The sequence below is a fragment of the Sinorhizobium sp. 22678 genome (genome assembly GCF_052044265.1).
Classification (GTDB): domain Bacteria; phylum Pseudomonadota; class Alphaproteobacteria; order Rhizobiales; family Rhizobiaceae; genus Sinorhizobium; species Sinorhizobium meliloti_A.
Window position 1 is genome coordinate 473,493 of record NZ_JBQEMS010000001.1, and the last position, 17,421, is coordinate 490,913.

Annotated in this window: 16 protein-coding genes; 9 read left to right on the top strand and 7 right to left on the bottom strand. The window is 62.9% G+C overall.

All coding sequences use genetic code 11. From position 1 onward, the window contains the following. The first annotated feature begins 67 nt into the window (after positions 1-67). From ACTJKL_RS02415 to ade, 8 genes are all read left to right on the top strand, one after another. A complete protein-coding gene (locus ACTJKL_RS02415) occupies positions 68-1,024 on the top strand; it encodes a choline ABC transporter substrate-binding protein (RefSeq protein WP_100671859.1) in 957 nt (318 codons plus the stop codon). A 156-nt stretch (positions 1,025-1,180) separates the two neighbouring features. Beyond that, positions 1,181-2,026 (top strand): choline ABC transporter permease subunit, encoded by an 846-nt coding sequence (gene choW, locus ACTJKL_RS02420; protein ID WP_003535852.1) that lies wholly within the window; start codon positions 1,181-1,183, stop codon positions 2,024-2,026. Further along, positions 2,023-3,072, top strand: coding sequence for a choline ABC transporter ATP-binding protein (choV, locus tag ACTJKL_RS02425; protein ID WP_338282750.1), 1,050 nt, complete (start codon positions 2,023-2,025; stop codon positions 3,070-3,072). The genes choW and choV overlap by 4 nt, the downstream gene beginning before the upstream one ends. Positions 3,073-3,105: 33 nt before the next feature. Beyond that, positions 3,106-3,849 carry a HugZ family pyridoxamine 5'-phosphate oxidase gene (locus tag ACTJKL_RS02430; protein WP_440852081.1) on the top strand — a complete coding sequence of 248 codons (744 nt, stop codon included), beginning with the start codon at positions 3,106-3,108 and terminating at the stop codon, positions 3,847-3,849. A gap of 118 nt (positions 3,850-3,967) precedes the next feature. Further along, positions 3,968-4,312 carry an ArsR/SmtB family transcription factor gene (locus tag ACTJKL_RS02435; RefSeq protein ID WP_020487479.1) on the top strand — a complete coding sequence of 115 codons (345 nt, stop codon included), beginning with the start codon at positions 3,968-3,970 and terminating at the stop codon, positions 4,310-4,312. 144 nt (positions 4,313-4,456) lie between these two features. Beyond that, positions 4,457-4,990, top strand: a complete 534-nt coding sequence (locus tag ACTJKL_RS02440; protein ID WP_440852082.1) for an ATP-binding protein — start codon at positions 4,457-4,459, stop codon at positions 4,988-4,990. Between the two features lie 88 nt (positions 4,991-5,078). Continuing rightward, positions 5,079-6,407, top strand: a complete 1,329-nt coding sequence (gene aptA / locus ACTJKL_RS02445) for an omega-aminotransferase AptA (protein WP_440852083.1) — start codon at positions 5,079-5,081, stop codon at positions 6,405-6,407. Positions 6,408-6,494: 87 nt separating this feature from the next. Further along, positions 6,495-8,192: an adenine deaminase gene (ade, locus tag ACTJKL_RS02450; protein ID WP_440852084.1), complete on the top strand. Its 1,698-nt coding sequence runs from the start codon at positions 6,495-6,497 to the stop codon at positions 8,190-8,192. 45 nt (positions 8,193-8,237) lie between these two features. Here the strand turns inward: ade and bglA are convergent, their stop codons facing one another. Next, on the bottom strand, positions 8,238-9,881 hold the full coding sequence (bglA, locus tag ACTJKL_RS02455) for a beta-galactosidase BglA (protein WP_379942915.1): 1,644 nt from the start codon (positions 9,879-9,881) through the stop codon (positions 8,238-8,240). Between the two features lie 133 nt (positions 9,882-10,014). Between bglA and ACTJKL_RS02460 the strand changes: the two genes are divergently transcribed. After that, positions 10,015-10,932 carry a sugar kinase gene (locus ACTJKL_RS02460; protein ID WP_379942917.1) on the top strand — a complete coding sequence of 306 codons (918 nt, stop codon included), beginning with the start codon at positions 10,015-10,017 and terminating at the stop codon, positions 10,930-10,932. 54 nt (positions 10,933-10,986) lie between these two features. Here ACTJKL_RS02460 and ACTJKL_RS02465 read toward each other — a convergent pair whose 3' ends face one another. Genes ACTJKL_RS02465 through ACTJKL_RS02490 form a run of 6 tightly spaced genes read right to left on the bottom strand, consistent with a single transcriptional unit; the run spans position 10,987 to position 17,338 of the window. Further along, complete coding sequence (locus ACTJKL_RS02465) at positions 10,987-11,754, bottom strand: ABC transporter ATP-binding protein (RefSeq protein WP_440852085.1); 768 nt, start codon at positions 11,752-11,754, stop codon at positions 10,987-10,989. Then, positions 11,751-12,584: an ABC transporter ATP-binding protein gene (locus ACTJKL_RS02470; protein WP_018095700.1), complete on the bottom strand. Its 834-nt coding sequence runs from the start codon at positions 12,582-12,584 to the stop codon at positions 11,751-11,753. The genes ACTJKL_RS02465 and ACTJKL_RS02470 overlap by 4 nt, the downstream gene beginning before the upstream one ends. Further along, entirely contained in the window at positions 12,581-13,513 is a 933-nt protein-coding gene (locus ACTJKL_RS02475; RefSeq protein ID WP_018095701.1) for an ABC transporter permease, read from the bottom strand. Before ACTJKL_RS02475 ends, ACTJKL_RS02470 begins: the two co-directional genes overlap by 4 nt. Then, entirely contained in the window at positions 13,510-14,571 is a 1,062-nt protein-coding gene (locus ACTJKL_RS02480) for an ABC transporter permease (RefSeq protein WP_440852086.1), read from the bottom strand. Before ACTJKL_RS02480 ends, ACTJKL_RS02475 begins: the two co-directional genes overlap by 4 nt. Positions 14,572-14,594: 23 nt before the next feature. Further along, a complete protein-coding gene (locus ACTJKL_RS02485; protein WP_100671868.1) occupies positions 14,595-16,235 on the bottom strand; it encodes an ABC transporter substrate-binding protein in 1,641 nt (546 codons plus the stop codon). Positions 16,236-16,282: 47 nt separating this feature from the next. Continuing rightward, positions 16,283-17,338: a dipeptidase gene (locus tag ACTJKL_RS02490; protein ID WP_440852087.1), complete on the bottom strand. Its 1,056-nt coding sequence runs from the start codon at positions 17,336-17,338 to the stop codon at positions 16,283-16,285. Positions 17,339-17,421 lie beyond the last annotated feature (83 nt).

Here is a 17,421-nt window from a genome sequence, read left to right on the forward strand (position 1 = left end):
GGTGTTTGGCTAACGCTTCATTGGTGTTTGGCTAAAAAAAAGAACACAAGGCAGGGGAACGACGACGATGATAAGGACGCTTTCTCTCAAATTCACGCTGGCGGGAGCCGTTTGCATGGCAACCCTGACCGCCGGAAGCGCTTTTGCAGCCGAACCGGAAAGCTGCGGCACGGTCCGCTTCTCCGACGTCGGCTGGACCGATATCACAGCGACCACGGCGACCGCGACGACCATCCTCGAGGCGCTCGGCTACGAAACGGACGTGAAGGTCCTGTCTGTGCCGGTTACCTACACATCGCTGAAGAACAAGGACATCGACGTCTTCCTCGGCAACTGGATGCCGACCATGGAAGCGGATATCGCCCCCTACCGCGAGGATAAATCCGTCGAGACGGTGCGCGAAAACCTCGCAGGCGCGAAATACACGCTTGCGACCAATGCCAAGGGCGTGGAACTGGGCATCAAGGACTTCAAGGATATCGCAGCCCACAAGGACGAACTCGACGGCAAGATCTACGGTATCGAGCCGGGCAATGACGGCAACCGCCTGATCATCGACATGGTCGAAAAGGGCACCTTCGATCTCAAGGGCTTCGAAGTCGTCGAATCCTCCGAGCAGGGGATGCTGGCGCAGGTCGCCCGCGCCGAGAAGTCCGGCGACCCGATCGTCTTCCTCGGATGGGAACCGCATCCGATGAACGCCAATTTCAAGCTCACCTATCTTTCCGGTGGCGATGACGTATTCGGCCCGAATTACGGCGGCGCGACGGTGCACACCAATGTGCGCGCCGGATACACGACCGAATGCCCGAACGTCGGCAAGCTTCTCCAGAACCTTTCGTTCTCCCTCCAGATGGAGAACGAGATCATGGGCAAGATCCTCAACGACGGCGAAGACCCGGAGAAAGCTGCGGCCGCGTGGTTGAAGGACAATCCGCAGAGCATCGAACCCTGGCTTGCGGGGGTCACGACCAAGGATGGCGGCGACGGACTGGCCGCGGTCAAGACCGCCCTCGGCCTCTGACCGGCGGCAGATCACGCGTGGCATTTTGAATTGCTGCATGTTCCGTGCTCAAATCGGCTCCGATATGGGAAATGCAGTGAGGCGGGGAAACACCCCGCCTTTTTTCCACCGGTCTTTTGACCTGAGTGTTGACCCTGGCAAGAGGGACCCTGTTTCGTGGAATTCCTGACTGAAAACCCCATCCCGATCGGCGCCTGGGCGAAGTCTTTCGTCGACTGGCTGACGACGAATTTCAACCTGTTCTTCGACCAGCTCGCCAACGTGCTTTCGGCGATCATTTCGGTCCTGCTCTACATCCTCCAGACGCCGCACCCGCTTATCATCATCGCCGTCGTGACGGCGCTCGCATGGTGGTTCCGCCGCTCCCTCGGCATTGCCGCCTTCACCTGTCTCGGGCTACTCCTGATCGTCAATCAGGGCTATTGGCAGGAGACCACGGAAACGCTGGCGCTGGTTCTTGCGGCAACCTTTGTCAGCATGGCCGTCGGCGTGCCCCTCGGCATAGCTGCGGCGCGCCGTGCCTGGATCTACTCGATCATGCGGCCGATTCTGGACCTGATGCAGACGATCCCCACCTTCGTCTACCTCATTCCGGCGCTGATCCTTTTCGGACTCGGAATGGTACCGGGGCTGATCGCCACCGTCATTTTCGCCATTCCCGCGCCGATCCGGCTGACGCGGCTCGGCATCATCTCGACGCCGCCGGCGCTGGTCGAGGCCGCCGAATCCTTCGGCGCGACGCCCTGGCAGGTGCTGCGCAAGGTCGAACTGCCCTTCGCCATGCCGCAGATCATGGCAGGCCTGACCCAGACCATCATGCTGTCGCTCTCGATGGTGGTGATCGCAGCGCTCGTCGGTGCCGACGGTCTTGGCGTGCCCGTCCTCAGGGCGCTGAACACGGTGAACATCGCAAGGGGATTCGAGTCCGGTCTCTGTATCGTCATTCTCGCGATCGTTCTCGACCGTCTTTTCCGCTCGTCCGATGAAGGAGAAGGCGCATGACCGACGCCGTCATTTTCAAGAATGTCGACATCATCTTCGGCAAAAACCCGCAGATTGCGGTGCAGATGGTCGACCAGGGCAAGACGCGCGACGAGATCGGTGCCGCCACAGGCCTAGTACTGGGCGTCGCCGGCGCTTCGCTGACCATCAATGAAGGCGAGATCCTCGTTCTGATGGGGCTGTCCGGCTCCGGCAAATCGACGCTGCTCAGGGCCGTCAACGGCCTCGCGCCGGTGGTGCGCGGCGAGGTCGAGGTCAAGACCGCGAACGGATCGCTGAACCCCTATCGCTGCAACGCCAAGTCTCTGCGCGACTTCCGCATGCATACGGTCTCGATGGTGTTCCAGCAGTTTGCGCTTCTGCCGTGGCGAACGGTGGCGGACAATGTCGGCTTCGGGCTCGAACTGGCCGGCGTTGCCGATGCCGAACGAAGAAAGCGCGTCGGCGAGCAGCTTGAACTCGTCAACCTGGCCAAGTGGGCGGACCGCAAGGTCAACGAGCTCTCGGGCGGCATGCAGCAGCGGGTCGGCCTCGCAAGAGCCTTCGCGACCGGCGCCCCGATCCTGCTGATGGACGAGCCGTTCTCGGCTCTCGACCCGCTGATCCGCACGCGCCTCCAGGACGAACTGCTCGAATTCCAGCGGCGGCTGAAAAAGACGATTCTCTTCGTCAGCCACGATCTCGACGAGGCCTTCCGTATCGGCAACCGCATCGCCATCATGGAAGGCGGAAGAATCATCCAGTGCGGGACGCCGCAGGAGATCGTGAAGGAGCCGGCAAATCAGTACGTGGCCGATTTCGTCCAGCACATGAACCCGATCACCATGCTGACGGCGAAGGATGTGATGCAGACCGGCGTCGGGCGAGCCGCCGCCAGTACCGGCGTTTCGGCAACGGCCAGGCCCACTACGCCGCTCGTCGATATTCTCGACGCCATGTCGCGTCAGCCGGGCAGCATAGGTGTGGTCGACAACGGCTCCGTCGTCGGGACCATCGACGCCCAGAACATCGTCGAAGGATTGACGCGCCACCGCAACAAAAGTTGACGCGGCACGCTGGCCCGCCGGAAGGAGTCGATCATGAGCGAGAAACCCAGTGTGCTACGCGAGACGGACGAGGAAGCACGCAAGCTCGCCCGGGTGCTTCTTCGTTCGGCGAGAAGCGGCGCGCTTGCCGGGATCGAGCCGGAGAGCGATGGTTTTCCCTTCGTCAGCCGTGTACTCGTCGGCATCGATATCGACGGAACGCCGGTCATCCTCGTGTCGCGGCTGTCGACGCATACTCAAGCGCTCACGGCGGACCGGCGCGCTTCGCTGCTGACCGGTGAGCCGGGCAAAGGCGACCCGCTCGCCCATCCGCGCCTGACGGTCCAGTGCGAGGCGGAGGCCGTCCCGCGCGATTGCGCGCTCCACCTGCGTCTTCGCGAACGATTCCTTCGCCGGCACCCCAAGTCCAAGCTCTATGCCGATTTTCCGGACTTCGGCTTCTTCCGTCTCAACCCGCTTCGGGCAAGCCTCAATGGCGGCTTCGGCCGCGCCTATGTGCTGACGGCGGAGGATCTCGCCATCGCTTCGCCGGCCGCTGCCGCCATCGCGGAAATGGAAGGCGGCGCGATCGAGCACATGAACGCCGATCACGCCGAAGCCGTGAGATATTATGCAACCACTCATTGCCGCGCACCGGAAGGCGACTGGAAGATCGTCGGCATCGATTCGGCAGGGCTCGACCTGTCGGACGGCGACCGTCTGCGCCGCCTGGAGTTCGAGACGCCCCTTGCCGACGAGGCCGAATTACGGCCAATTCTAAAAAAACTTTACCGTTAATCGCATCTTAGCTACCCCCATTTCTTGCAGGGGGTGGTTGCCCTTTTATGCATCACGGCTAATTATCGTGCTTCATCAATCATAACTACGTGTGATGAATTCTCGCATGGAGCACACGATGCAGCCTCTTCCGCCTGAAAAACACGAGGACGCCGAAATAGCAGCCGGTTTCCTTTCGGCCATGGCAAATCCGAAACGCCTGCTCATCCTCGACTCTCTAGTCAAGGAGGAAATGGCGGTTGGCGCCCTGGCCCATAAGGTCGGGCTGAGCCAATCGGCTCTTTCTCAGCACCTCTCGAAGCTTCGTGCGCAGAATCTGGTCAGCACTCGTCGTGACGCACAGACGATCTATTATTCGAGCTCGTCCGGCGCCGTGTTGAAGATTCTTGGCGCACTATCCGACATCTACGGCGAAGACACCGATGCCGTGGACGAAAAGCCTCTGGTTCGCAAATCGGCGTAACCTCCCAGCACGTCCGTTCGACCGAACAGCATGCCTCATCAAGCCCCGCCGATCCGATCGCGGGGCTTCATTTTTTGGCGGGCGAGCAGGCCTTCTCGGTCCTGTCGCAGACTGTCCCGCAGCATCGTGCTACATGATCGTGCCATGAACCTTGAAAGCGAAATTCTCATTCTCACCGGGCCACCCGGCTCCGGAAAGACCACGACAGCGCAGGCGCTCGCGGCAGAGCCAGGATCATCGAAGGTCCATCTTCACTGCGACGACTTCTGGCATTTCATCAAACACGGGGCGATACCGCCCTATCTGCCCGAAGCTCACGAACAAAACGCCGTCGTTGTTGACGTGTTGACGAAAGTGGCCGCAACCTACGCACATGGCGGCTATTTCGTCATTGTGGACGGGATCGTCGGACCGTGGTTCCTGGAACCATTCAGGAAAATCACGGCACTGCTCCACTACGTCGTTCTGCGTCCGCCGCTCGACGTCGCCATCCGGCGCTGCCAACAGCGCGGCGGGGACACATTGACAGACCCCGTGCCCATCGCGGCGCTTCATCAGCAGCTCTCATCGCTCGGCCCCCTCGAGCGGCATGTTCTCCCGACCGAAGGACACACTCGGGAGGGCACGCTGAGTGCCGTGATCCAGGCAGTGGAAAGCGGATCGTTTCGCCTGGCTTGACGCCCATCGGCGGGCTGATAGTTTGACCAACGGGTAAAGAATCCGCCCGGCAAATCCAGATTGCCGGGACTCGACGAGGAGGAAAGACATGTCCAACCGCCTGAACACCACGCCCAACGACCTCAGAGCCTTCTGGATGCCCTTCACGGCCAACCGGCAGTTCAAGAAGGAACCGCGGCTGTTCGTCGGCGCCAAGGACATGTACTACACCACCCATGACGGGCGGACGGTTCTCGATGGAACTGCAGGGCTCTGGTGCGTCAATGCAGGTCACTGTCGTCCGAAGATCACCGAGGCGATTCGCGAACAGGCGGGCGAACTCGACTACGCGCCGGCCTTCCAGCTCGGCCATCCGAAAGCCTTCGAGCTCGCAAACCGGCTGGTCGACATCGCGCCCGAGGGCATGAACCACGTCCTCTACACCAACTCAGGATCGGAATCGGTCGATACCGCCTTGAAGGTGGCTCTCGCCTACCACCGCGCCAAGGGCAATGGCTCGCGCTTCCGCCTCATCGGCCGCGAGCGCGGCTATCACGGCGTCAATTTCGGCGGTATTTCGGTCGGCGGCATCGTCGCCAACCGAAAGATGTTCGGCACGCTGCTGACGGGCGTCGATCACCTTCCGCACACGCATCTGCCTGCCAAGAACGCCTTTACCCGCGGCGAGCCCGAGCACGGCGCCGACCTCGCGGCCGAACTCGAGCGCATCGTCACCCTGCATGACGCCTCGACGGTCGCCGCAGTCATCGTCGAGCCCGTCGCCGGCTCGACCGGTGTTCTCATCCCGCCGAAGGGCTATCTCCAGAAGCTGCGCGAAATCTGCACCAAGCACGGCATCCTGTTGATCTTCGACGAGGTCATCACCGGCTACGGCCGCCTCGGCACGCCCTTTGCCGCTCAATATTTCGACGTGAAGCCGGACATCATCACCACGGCCAAGGGGCTTACCAATGGCGTCATTCCGATGGGCGCGGTCTTCGTGACATCGGAAATCTACGACGCCTTCATGACCGGGCCGGAACACCTGATCGAGTTCTTCCACGGCTACACCTATTCGGGCAATCCGATCGCCTCGGCCGCGGCGCTTGGAACGCTGGATACCTACAAGTCAGAAGGGCTGCTGACGCGCGCCGCCGAACTTGCCCCCTACTGGGAGGAGGCGCTGCACTCGCTGAAGGACTGCCCGCATGTCATCGACATCCGCAATATCGGGCTGATCGGCGCGGTCGAACTCGAGCCGATCGCCGGCGAGCCGACAAAGCGCGCCTTCTCCGCCTTCCTCAAGGCTTACGAGAAAGGTCTACTGATCCGCACTACGGGCGACATCATCGCATTGTCGCCGCCGCTGATCATCGAAAAGCAACAGATCGACGAGCTTTTCGACAAGCTGCGCGACGTTCTGAAGAACAATATCTGAGGCATTCCTGCCAAAGGCAAAATCCTTTCCCCGGATACGGGGAGAGGGTTATTGTCATGAAATCAATATCAAGGACGAGGTGCACGCATGTCCGAAGCGCTCGAACGTCTCATCGATCAGGGCGTCGGCCGCGAGCCGGCGGACATCGTGCTCAAGGGCGGGCGGTTCTTCGATCTGGTCACCGGCGAGCTGGTCGCCTCCGACATCGCCATTTCGGGCGAGCGGATCGTCGGCACCTGCGGCGACTATCAGGGCCGTGAGGAGATCGACGTTACCGGCCGCATCGTCGTTCCCGGCTTCATCGACACGCATCTCCACATCGAATCGTCACTCGTCACCCCGCACGAATTCGACCGCTGCGTGCTGCCGCTCGGCGTCACCACTGTTATCTGCGATCCGCACGAGATCGCCAATGTGCTCGGCACCGAAGGCATACAATATTTCCTGGATTCGGCGACAGAGACGATCATGGACATCCGCGTCCAGCTCTCCTCCTGCGTGCCGGCGACCCATCTGGAAACGTCTGGTGCCGACCTGCCGATCGAGCGCCTCACGCCCTTCCGCCACCACCCGAAGGTGATCGGCCTTGCCGAGTTCATGAACTTTCCCGGTGTGGTCAACAAGGATCCGGTTTGCCTCGCCAAGCTCGATGCCTTCCAGGACGGTCATATCGACGGCCATGCCCCCCTTCTCCGCGGCAAGGAACTGAACGGCTATCTCGCCACGGGGATCCGCACCGATCACGAATGCACGAGCGCGGAGGAAGCGCTCGAAAAGATACGCAAGGGCATGCACATCCTCGTTCGCGAAGGTTCCGTTTCCAAGGACCTGCAGGCCCTCATGCCTATTCTCACCGAGCGGCTGTCGCCCTATCTGGCCCTCTGCACCGACGACCGCAATCCGCTCGATATCGCCGAGCAGGGCCATCTCGACCACATGATCCGCACGGCCATCGCCGCCGGCGTCGAGCCGCTCGCCATCTATCGCGCCGCTTCGATTTCCGCCGCGCGCGCCTTCGGCCTGCGCGATCGCGGCCTCGTGGCACCTGGCTGGCGCGCCGACCTCGTCGTCGTCGACAGCCTGGAAAATTGCAAGGCCGAACTCGTCCTCTCCGCCGGCCGGCGCGTTACGGATGCTCTCTTCGCCGGGCGCAAGCCGGTCGAGCCGGTGGGGCTCGACAGCGTCAAGGCACGCGAGGTCAAGGCTGCGGACTTCGGCCTCCCCTACAATGAAGGCGAGACTTCGGTGCTCGGCGTTCTGCCCGGCAAGATCATCACCGAACACCGCCGATATCGCCTGCCCGCCGAAGGCAACCGGACCGGCGTCGATCTCGACCGCGACATCATCAAGGTCGCCGTGATCGAGCGCCACGGGGTCAATGGCAATCATGCCAATGGCTTCGTCCAGGGCTTCGGCCTGAAAAAGGGCGCGATCGCCTCCACGGTCGGCCACGACAGCCACAATATCTGTGTCGTCGGCGTGAGCGAGGAGGACATGGCTGTCGCCGCCAACCGGCTCGGCGAGATCAAAGGCGGCTTCGTCGTCGTCGAGGACGGCAAGGTCACCGGCGAGATCGCCCTGCCCGTCGCCGGCCTGATGAGCCTAGAACCGCACGAGCGCGTGCGCGATACGCTACACCATCTGCGTCAGGCCGCCTTTGCGCTGGGCGCCACGCTGGAAGAGCCCTTCCTGCAACTCGCCTTCCTGCCGCTGCCGGTGATCCCGCATTTGAAGATTTCCGACCGCGGGCTTGTCGATGTGGACAGGTTCATGCTGATCGGGTGAGGGTCGAGGCGCGGCATTCGCTGACGCAGCCGCACCTCGACTCCACTAGCGCAACCTTCCGCAGAAAACGTCGAGCGCGGCGAGACTGATCGCATTATCAGCGAAAACCGGTGCAAAACCGGGCATGGGATGCGGCTCGGCGACGAGCGTCGTCGGAAGGTGAAACGTCTGCGGCTCCTGGGTCAGGTTGAAGACGAACAGCAGCCGCTCGCCTTCCTTTTCTCTGGTGAAGACCAGAAGGTCCTGGTTGGTGCCCAGGAAGGTCATGTCTGCGTCGACCAGCGCGGACTGCGCCCGACGGAACGCAAGGGTCTGGCGATAATGCTCGAGCACCGATCCTTCGACGCCCTCCTGTGCATCCACCGCCAGCCTTCGGTGCCCGTCGCGCACCGGCAACCAGGGAGCCCCTTCGGAAAAGCCGGCATTCGTCAGCTCTCGTTCCCAGACCATCGGGGTCCGGCACCCGTCGCGTCCGGCGAAGGCCGGCCAGAAGCGGATGCCGTAGGGGTCGCGCAATTCTTCGAAGGCAAGCTCCGCTTCCGGCAGGCCGAGTTCCTCTCCCTGATAAAGGCAGATGGTGCCCCGCAGGCTGGCAAGCAGCGAGATCGCAAGCTTCGCCACGCGCTCCCGGTCGGCCTCGCGCGGCGCGAAGCGGCTGACATGACGCATGACGTCGTGATTGGAGAAGGCCCAGCAGACCCAGCCGTCCGTCACCGTTGACTGGAAATTCTCGACGCAGCGGCGGAAGTGGCGCGCGGTGAATTCCGGCCCGAGCAGGTCGAAGGTATAGCACATGTGCAGCTTGTCGCCGCCGCTCGTATAGGCGGCAACCGTCTGCAGCGAGCGTGACCCGTCGCCGACCTCCCCCACCGTCGCACGGCCGCCATATTCATCGAGCAGCGCTCGAAACCGGCGCAGGAAACCGAGGTTTTCCGGCTGCGTCTTGTCATAGAGGTGATCCTGCATGCCGTAGGGATTGACCTCCGGAGCATCGCGGCTCGTTGCATCCGGATCCGGCACCAGCGGCGGATTGTCCCGCAGAAGCTTGTCGTGGAAATAGAAATTCGCCGTATCGAGCCTGAAACCGTCGACCCCGCGGTCGAGCCAGAAGCGGACCGTCGCGAGCACCGCCTCCTGAACCTCCGGGTTGTGGAAGTTGAGGTCCGGCTGCGAAGACAGGAAGTTATGCAGGTAATATTGCCGGCGCACCCCGTCCCATTCCCAGCCCGGACCGCCGAAGATCGAAAGCCAGTTGTTCGGCGCCGTTCCGTCCGGCTTCGGGTCGGCCCACACATACCAATCCGCCATGGCATTGCTCCGGCTCGAGCGGCTTTCGACGAACCAGGGGTGCCGGTCGGATGTATGCGAGATCACCTGGTCGATGATCACCTTGAGCCCCAGCCGATGGGCCTCCGCCAGCATCTCGTCGAAATCGGCGAGCGTCCCGAACATGGGATCGACGTCGCAATAATCCGAAACGTCATAGCCCATGTCGGCCTGGGGCGACGTGAAGAAGGGCGAAAGCCAGATGGCGTCGACCCCGAGCGAGGCGATATGGGGAAGCCGCCGGGTGACACCGCGAAGGTCGCCCATTCCGTCGCCGTCCGTATCCTGGAAGGAGCGCGGATAGACCTGATAGATCACCGCTCCGCGCCACCAGTTTTCGTTCGATCCAGATGCCGCCGGCATGCGCAGCTCTCCATGGTTGGTTCAGCAACCCAGATTTATCTTCACCGCTTCTTCGAGTAAACGCCGCCGTCAACATTCGCTTGCTCGCGCAGTGACATGCGCTTAATTCGGATCAGCGGAAAGGGAGGACTGAATGACGGGCAAACTGCTTTCGATCGGCGAATGCATGGTGGAGCTCATGCAGGCGGAAGGCGACATGCTGCGCAAGGGCTATGCCGGCGACACCTTCAATACCGCCTATTACGCCCGGCTCTTCCTGCCGGCGGACTGGACGGTCGATTATTTCACGGCCGTCGGAACCGACACGGTTTCGGACGAGCTGCTGGCCTTCATCGAGAGCACCGGCGTCGGCGCGGCGCACATCCGCAGGATCGAAGGGCGAACGCCCGGCCTCTATATGATCCACCTCAAGAACGGCGAGCGCAGCTTTTCCTACTGGCGCTCGACTTCCGCTGCGAAACTGCTCGCGGACGATCCCGATCGGCTCCGGACGGCGATCGAGGCGGCGAATGTGGTGTTCTTCTCGGGAATCACCCTGGCGATCCTGTCGCCGGAGGCGGCAGAAACATTGCTTGCGGAGCTTCGGCGGGCAAAGGCGGGCGGGCGGCAGGTCGTCTTCGATCCGAACATCCGGCCACGCCTTTGGGACGACGCCGCACGGATGCGCGCGACGATCGAAGCCGGTGCGCGGGCGGCAACGATGGTGATGCCGAGCTTCGACGACGAGGCCACGCATTTCGGCGATGCATCCGTGGAAGCGTCGATCGAGCGCTATCGGGCACTCGGCGCCGAAAACGTTGTGGTCAAGGATGGTGAAAACGGCGTCACGCTCGATTTTACGGGTGAAGACCGGGTTCACGTTCCCGCCTCGCAGGTTTCCGCCGTCGTCGATACGACCAGCGCCGGCGACAGCTTCAACGGCTCCTTCCTCGCCCGTCTTGCCAGCGGCGACAGTCCGGCCGATGCCGCGGCCTTCGCCGCCCGTGTTGCGGCCGCCGTAATCGGCCACCATGGCGCGCTGATCGGACGGGACAAGCTGCCGCGGGGTTAAAGCGCGATCCGGGTGAAGGTGGCAGCAAGCCCCCCTGCCGGGCGGAGGGGTACCCTACGCGCTTCGTGCCACCGCTTCCCGCCGGAACCCCTTGCTCGCGACCATGAGATTGCGCGTATATTCCTCCGCAATGCGGCCGGCGACCAGGTCGGCCGAGGTCAGCCGCTCCACAACGCGGCCGTTCTGCATCACCGCCAGCCGTTCGCACATATGGGTGACGACGCCGAGATCGTGGCTCACCATGATGAAGGTCAGGCCGCGGTCCCGCCGCACCTCTTCGAGGAGGTTCAGCACTTCGGCCTGCACGGACGCGTCGAGCGCCGAGGTCGGCTCGTCGAGGAGCAGGATCGAGGGTTCCAAGATGAGGGCGCGTGCGATCGCGACGCGCTGGCGCTGGCCACCGGAGAGCTGGTGCGGATAGCGGAAGCGGAAACCGGATCCGAGGCCCACCTCGTCCAGGGCCTTCAGGATGCGGCGCTCGCCGTCGCCGACGCCGTGGATCGCCAGAGGCTCCATCAGCTGCCGGTCGACCGTCTGGCGCGGATGCAGCGAACCGTAAGGATCCTGGAACACCATTTGCACCGCCCGATAAAAGGCCTTGTCACGACGCGTGCCACGAACCTCGCGGCCTGAAACCCGGATCGTTCCTTCGCTTGCCGCGGTGAGACCGGCGACGGCGCGCAGCAGGGTGGACTTGCCCGAGCCGGATTCGCCGACGAGGCCGAAGGACTCGCCTTTCGCGACATCCACGCGGACGGCATCGAGCGCCTTGAACTCGTCGAAGACGACGCTCAGATTTTCGACGGATACGGCCTCGGTCATAGCGCCCACTCCGGTTTACGGTCGAGCACCGGCAACGGATGGCGATCCGCCCCGATCACCGGCATGCAGTTCAGGAGACCTCGTGTATAGGGATGCTTGGCATTGCCGAGTTCCGATGCGGCGATCTCCTCGACGATCCTGCCCGCATACATCACCAGAACGCGGTCGCAGAAGGAGGAGACGAGGCGCAGGTCGTGCGAGACGAAGATCAGCCCCATGCCGCGTTCCGCCACCAGCTTGTCGAGGATCGCGAGGACTTCGAGCTGAACCGTCACGTCGAGCGCCGAGGTCGGCTCGTCCGCGATCAGGAGTTCCGGCCCGGCAACCAGCATCATCGCGATCATCGCCCGTTGTCCCATGCCGCCCGAGACCTCGTGCGGATAGAGGTCGAAGACGCGGGAAGCATCGCGGATCTGCACGGCCGCGAGCATGTCGAGCGCCCTCTCCCGCGCTTCCGCGCGGCCGACCTTCTCATGCCGCCGCAAGGTCTCGACGATCTGCCGTCCAATGCTCATCACCGGGTTCAGCGAATATTTCGGATCCTGCAGGATCATGGCGATGCGCTTGCCACGCAGGTCCCGCCGGAGTTTTGGGGAGGCCGAAAGAAGATCGATCCCTTCGAAGGCAAGCCGTTTCGCCGTCACTTCCGCGTGCGGCGGCGTCAGCCCCATGATGGCACGGCCCGTCTGCGACTTGCCCGAGCCGCTTTCGCCGACGATGCCGAGGCGCTCGCGCCCGAGGGTAAAGGAAACCCCGCGAACGGCCTCGACAACCCCGGTGCGCGTCGGGAACCGGACCCGGAGGTCCTCGACTGTCAGAAGCGCGCTCATTGGCCGCTCTCCCGAGGATCGAGCGCATCGCGCAGCCCGTCACCGAGCAGGTTGAAGCCGAGGCTGACGATCAGGATGGCGATGCCGGGCATGGTCGCCACCCACCACTGGTCGAGGATGAAGCGCCGGCCGGAGGCGATCATGGCACCCCATTCCGGCAGCGGCGGCTGCGCGCCGAGGCCGAGGAAGCCGAGGCCCGCGGCCGTCAGGATGATGCCGGCCATGTCGAGCGTAACGCGGACGATCAGCGACGACATGCACATGGGCATGACATGGCGGAAGACGATGCGCAGGGGCGAGGCGCCCATCAGCCGCACAGCGGCGATGTAATCGGAGTTGCGCACTGTCAGCGTTTCGGCGCGGGCGATGCGCGCATAGGGCGGCCAGGAGGTGATGGCGATCGCGATTACCGCATTTTCGATCCCCGGGCCGAGCGCCGCGACGAAGGCGAGCGCGAGCACGAGCTTCGGAAAGGCGAGGAAGATGTCGGTGATGCGCATGAGGACCGCGTCGACCCATCCGCCGGCATAGCCGGCGACGGCGCCGACGATCAGGCCGACCGGTGCCGCGATGACTGCGACGAGAAGAACGACGAGGAGCGTCAGCCGCGAACCGTGTATCAGCCGGGAGAGGATATCGCGGCCCTGGTCGTCCGTGCCGAGCAGATAGCTTTCGCTGCCGGGCGGCAGAAGCCGCGCGCCGGCAAGGTTTCCGATGACCGGAGAGTGAGGCGCGAGCGCATCGGCGAAGATCGCAACGAATACGAGCGCGAGCAGAATGCAAAGGCCGAGCACCGCAAGCCGGTTGGCGGAGAAGCGCCGCCAGGTCATATAGGCGCGGCCGAGCCGAGCCTGGGTCCGCGACTGCGGGCGATCTGAAAGCAGCCACTCGCGGCGCGTCATCGGGCGTGTTTCGGTGGCAAGGCTCATCGGGCGCGCGTCCTCGGGTCAAGCGTCCGGTAGAGAAGATCGGACAGGAGATTGATGGCGATGAAGACCGATCCGATGATGATCGTGCCGCCGAGAACGGCATTCATGTCGGCATTCTGCAGCGAATTGGTGATGTAGAGGCCGAGCCCCGGCCAGGCGAATACGGTCTCCGTCAGGACCGACCCTTCGAGCAGGCCGGCATAGGAGAGCGCAATCACCGTCACCAGCGGCACCGCCGCATTGCGCAGCGCGTGCGTCCATATGATCCGCGCCTCCGAAAGGCCCTTGGCTCGCGCCGCAACGATATATTCCTGCTGCAGCTCGTTCAGCATGAAGCTGCGGGTCATGCGGCTGATATAGGCGAGCGAGAAATAGCCGAGCAGCGAAGCCGGCAGGATGATGTGCCGGAAGACGTCGCGGAAAACATCCCATTGGCCCTGCCAGGCCGAGTCCAGGAGGTAGAAACCGGTGGCCGGCGTGAAGCTGTATTCGTAGACGATGTCGATGCGGCCGGGATAGGCGACCCATTGCAGCCGCGCATAGAAAACGAGCAGCGCGAGCAATGCCAGCCAGAAGATCGGCACGGAATAGCCGACGAGGCCGATGACGCGAACAACCTGGTCGGCGATGCTGCCGCGCTTGACGGCGGCGAGAACGCCCAGCGGCACGCCGATGAATGCGCCGATCAGGGTTCCGAGCGTCGCGAGTTCCATGGTGGCCGGAAAGACGCGGCGGATATCCGCCATGACCGGATTGGTGGTCAGCACCGAGGTCCCGAAGTCGCCGGTGAATGCTTGCCGGCAGTAGATGAAGAACTGCTGGTAAAGCGGCAGGTTGAGCCCCATCGCCTCGCGCGTGCGTTCCACGAGGTGATTCGGCGCCCTATCGCCGAGAACGGCGAGCACCGGATCGATCGGGATGACGCGGCCGATGAAGAAGGTGACGGCGAGAAGGCCGAGATAGGTGGTTGCCACGACGACGAGAAACTGCAGTACCGCTACAAACGCCTTCCGGGAACGGGCGCGCCGGCGCCCGCTCAAGGGTTCAATTCCGCTCATGCTCAAGGGAACGGTCCTTTCGACTATTCCTTGGATACGTTCCAGACGTAGTTGGTGTCGAAGCTCGGTCCGAGCTTGAAGCCCTCGACGTTGCCGCGGAGGCCGGCGACCTCCGTCTGCTGAAAGATCAGGATGAAAGGACTATTCTCGAGAACCGTCTTCTGCAGCTCCTTGTAGATATCGGCGCGCTTGGCGCTGTCGCGTTCGAGGAGCGCGTCCTTGGTCTTCTTGCTGAGTTCCGGAACGTCCCAGGCGTTGCGCCAGGCGAGCGTCTTGTTCGTGCCTTCGTCGGAATTGTCCGGATTGTTGGTGAAGGTATCGGCATTGGAGTGCGGATCGAAATAATCCATGCCCCATTGACCGATATACATATCGTGGTTGCGGGCGCGGTACTTGGTCAGCGTCTGCTTGCCGTCACCGGGAATGATTTCGAGCTTCACGCCCGCCTCGGCCAGGGTCTGCTGGAAAGATTCGGCAATGCCGGTCACCGGCTGGGTGTTGCGCACATCCATCGTGACCGTGAAGCCGTCGGGATAACCCGCCTTCGCCAGCAGTTCCTTCGCCTTGGCAACGTCGAACGTGTAGGGGTTCTCGTTGAGAGCACCGAGCACGCCCTTCGGCAGGAAGCTCTGGTGAATCTCGCCTATGCCCTTGATCAGCGTCGAGCCGATCGCGTCATAGTCGACCAGATACTTGAAGGCCTGCTGCACCTCGGGTTTTGCCAGCGTCTCGTTCTTCTGGTTGAGACTGATGTAGTAGACCGTGCCCTTCGGCGCGCTCGCCATCGCCAGATCGGCATTCTTGCCGACCGCCTCGTAGTCGCCCGGCTCGAGGTTTCGCGCCACGTCGATGTCGCCGGCTTCGAGCGCCAGCCGCTGGCCGGAGCTTTCCTTCATGTGACGGTAGATGACGCGGGCGAGTTTCGCCGGTTCGCCGTAGAAGTTTTCGTTGCGCTCCAGAACCACGACCTCGTTTGCGCGCCATTCGCGCAGCTTGAACGGACCGGATCCGGCGTAACCGGTCTTCAGCCATTCATTGCCGAAGTCGTTGTCGTATTTGTATTCGTCGCTCGGCGTAACGGATTTCACGTGCTCGAGCACGAGCTTCTTGTCCACGACGGAGGCGACGGTCGCCGTGAGACAGTTGAGCACGAAGCTCGGCGCGTAGGGTTGGTCGACCGTGAAGACGAAGGTCTCGGCGTCGGCGGCCTTCGCCTTTTCCGTGACGTTGTCGCCGGTGAGGCCGAACTGCGTAAGAATGAAGGCCGGGCTCTTGTCGAGCTTGACGGCGCGTTCGAACGAATATGCGACGTCCTCGGCGGTGATCGGATTGCCGGAGGCGAATTTCATGCCGGACTTGAGCTTGAACGTATAGGTCAGGCCGTCATCGGAGACCGTCCAGCTTTCGGCGAGGTCGCCGATGACCTTGGACGTGTCGTTGAGATCGAGCCGGACGAGCAGGCTGTAGGTGTTGCTGGTCATCTCGGCGGTCGACAGCTCGAAAGCTTCGCCCGGATCCATGGTGATGATGTCGTCGAACGCGAATCCCTCGACCAGCGTATCCTTCGGCGTTTCCGCGAAGGACGGCTGGGCCGCACCCATTGCCATGGCGAGTGCCGCCGAGGCGGCAAGAACTCGAAAACGTCCGTTGAGCTTGTGCATCATATCGCGCTTCCCTCTTTTAACCCTTCTCGGGCTTTTCTTCATGATGATCAGGCAGGCTTGTGCCACGCCTGACCCAGAACTCTCAGCCAGTTCTCCCGGCATATTTTCGCCAGGTCGGCGTCACCATATCCGGCGTCTTCCAGCGCGGCAACGAGCTTCTGATTCCCCGCCGCGTCGGCGATTTCCTCGGGGATGGTCGCGCCGTCGAAGTCCGATCCGAGCCCCACGCAATCGATACCGATACGCTCGACCAGATAGTCGACGTGGCGGACCATGTCGGAAAGCGGCGTCGTCGCGTTCTCCTGCCCATCGGGGCGCAGCATCGTCGTCGCATAGTTGAGGCCGACGATGCCGCGGCTCTCGCGGATGGCGTCGAGCTGCCGGTCGGTCAGGTTACGGGCGACCGGCGTCAGCGCATGAACATTGGAATGGCTGGCGACGAGCGGCTGGTCGGTCGTTTTCGCCACGTCCCAGAAACCCTTTTCCGTGATGTGCGCGAGGTCGATCAGAATGCCGAGCCGGTTGCAGGCGCGCACGAGTTCGAAGCCGGCTTCGGTAAGGCCGGCCCCCGTATCGGGCGACATGGGGTAGGCGAAGGGAACGCCATGACCGAACACGTTATGGCGGCTCCATACGGGGCCGAGCGAGCGAAGTCCGGCGGCGTGAAAGGTCTCCAGCGCCGCGAGGTCGGGTCCGATCGCCTCGCAGCCCTCCATATGCAGGACGGCAGCAAACACTTCGTCAGCCATTGCCGCGCGTATCTCTTCAACCGAACGGCAAAGCCGCCAGGCGCCGGCACGGTCGAGCTTGAACGCAATGTCTGCGAGCTCCATGGCGGTCGCGAGCGACGGCAAGTGGTCGAGCGGCGCCGCCATGGGCGTCGCGTAATGGCCATTCTCATCCGGCGTCTTGAGCACCAGATCGCCGGACGGGACGTAAATCGCACAGAGGCCGCCTGCGAGACCGCCTGCCTTGGCGCGCGCCGCATCGATATGGCCCTTATCGGTGCCTTCCGAAAACTCGGCCACCGGGTCGGCACCGCCGCGTGCATGTTGCCAAAGGCGCAAAAGCACATCGTTATGGCCGTCGAAAACCGCCTGCATTCCCAAATTTCCTTCGTTATATCAGGGGGATCGGATGGGACATCGCCACCTCGCGTCCGGACGGAGACGAAAGGCGATGCTAT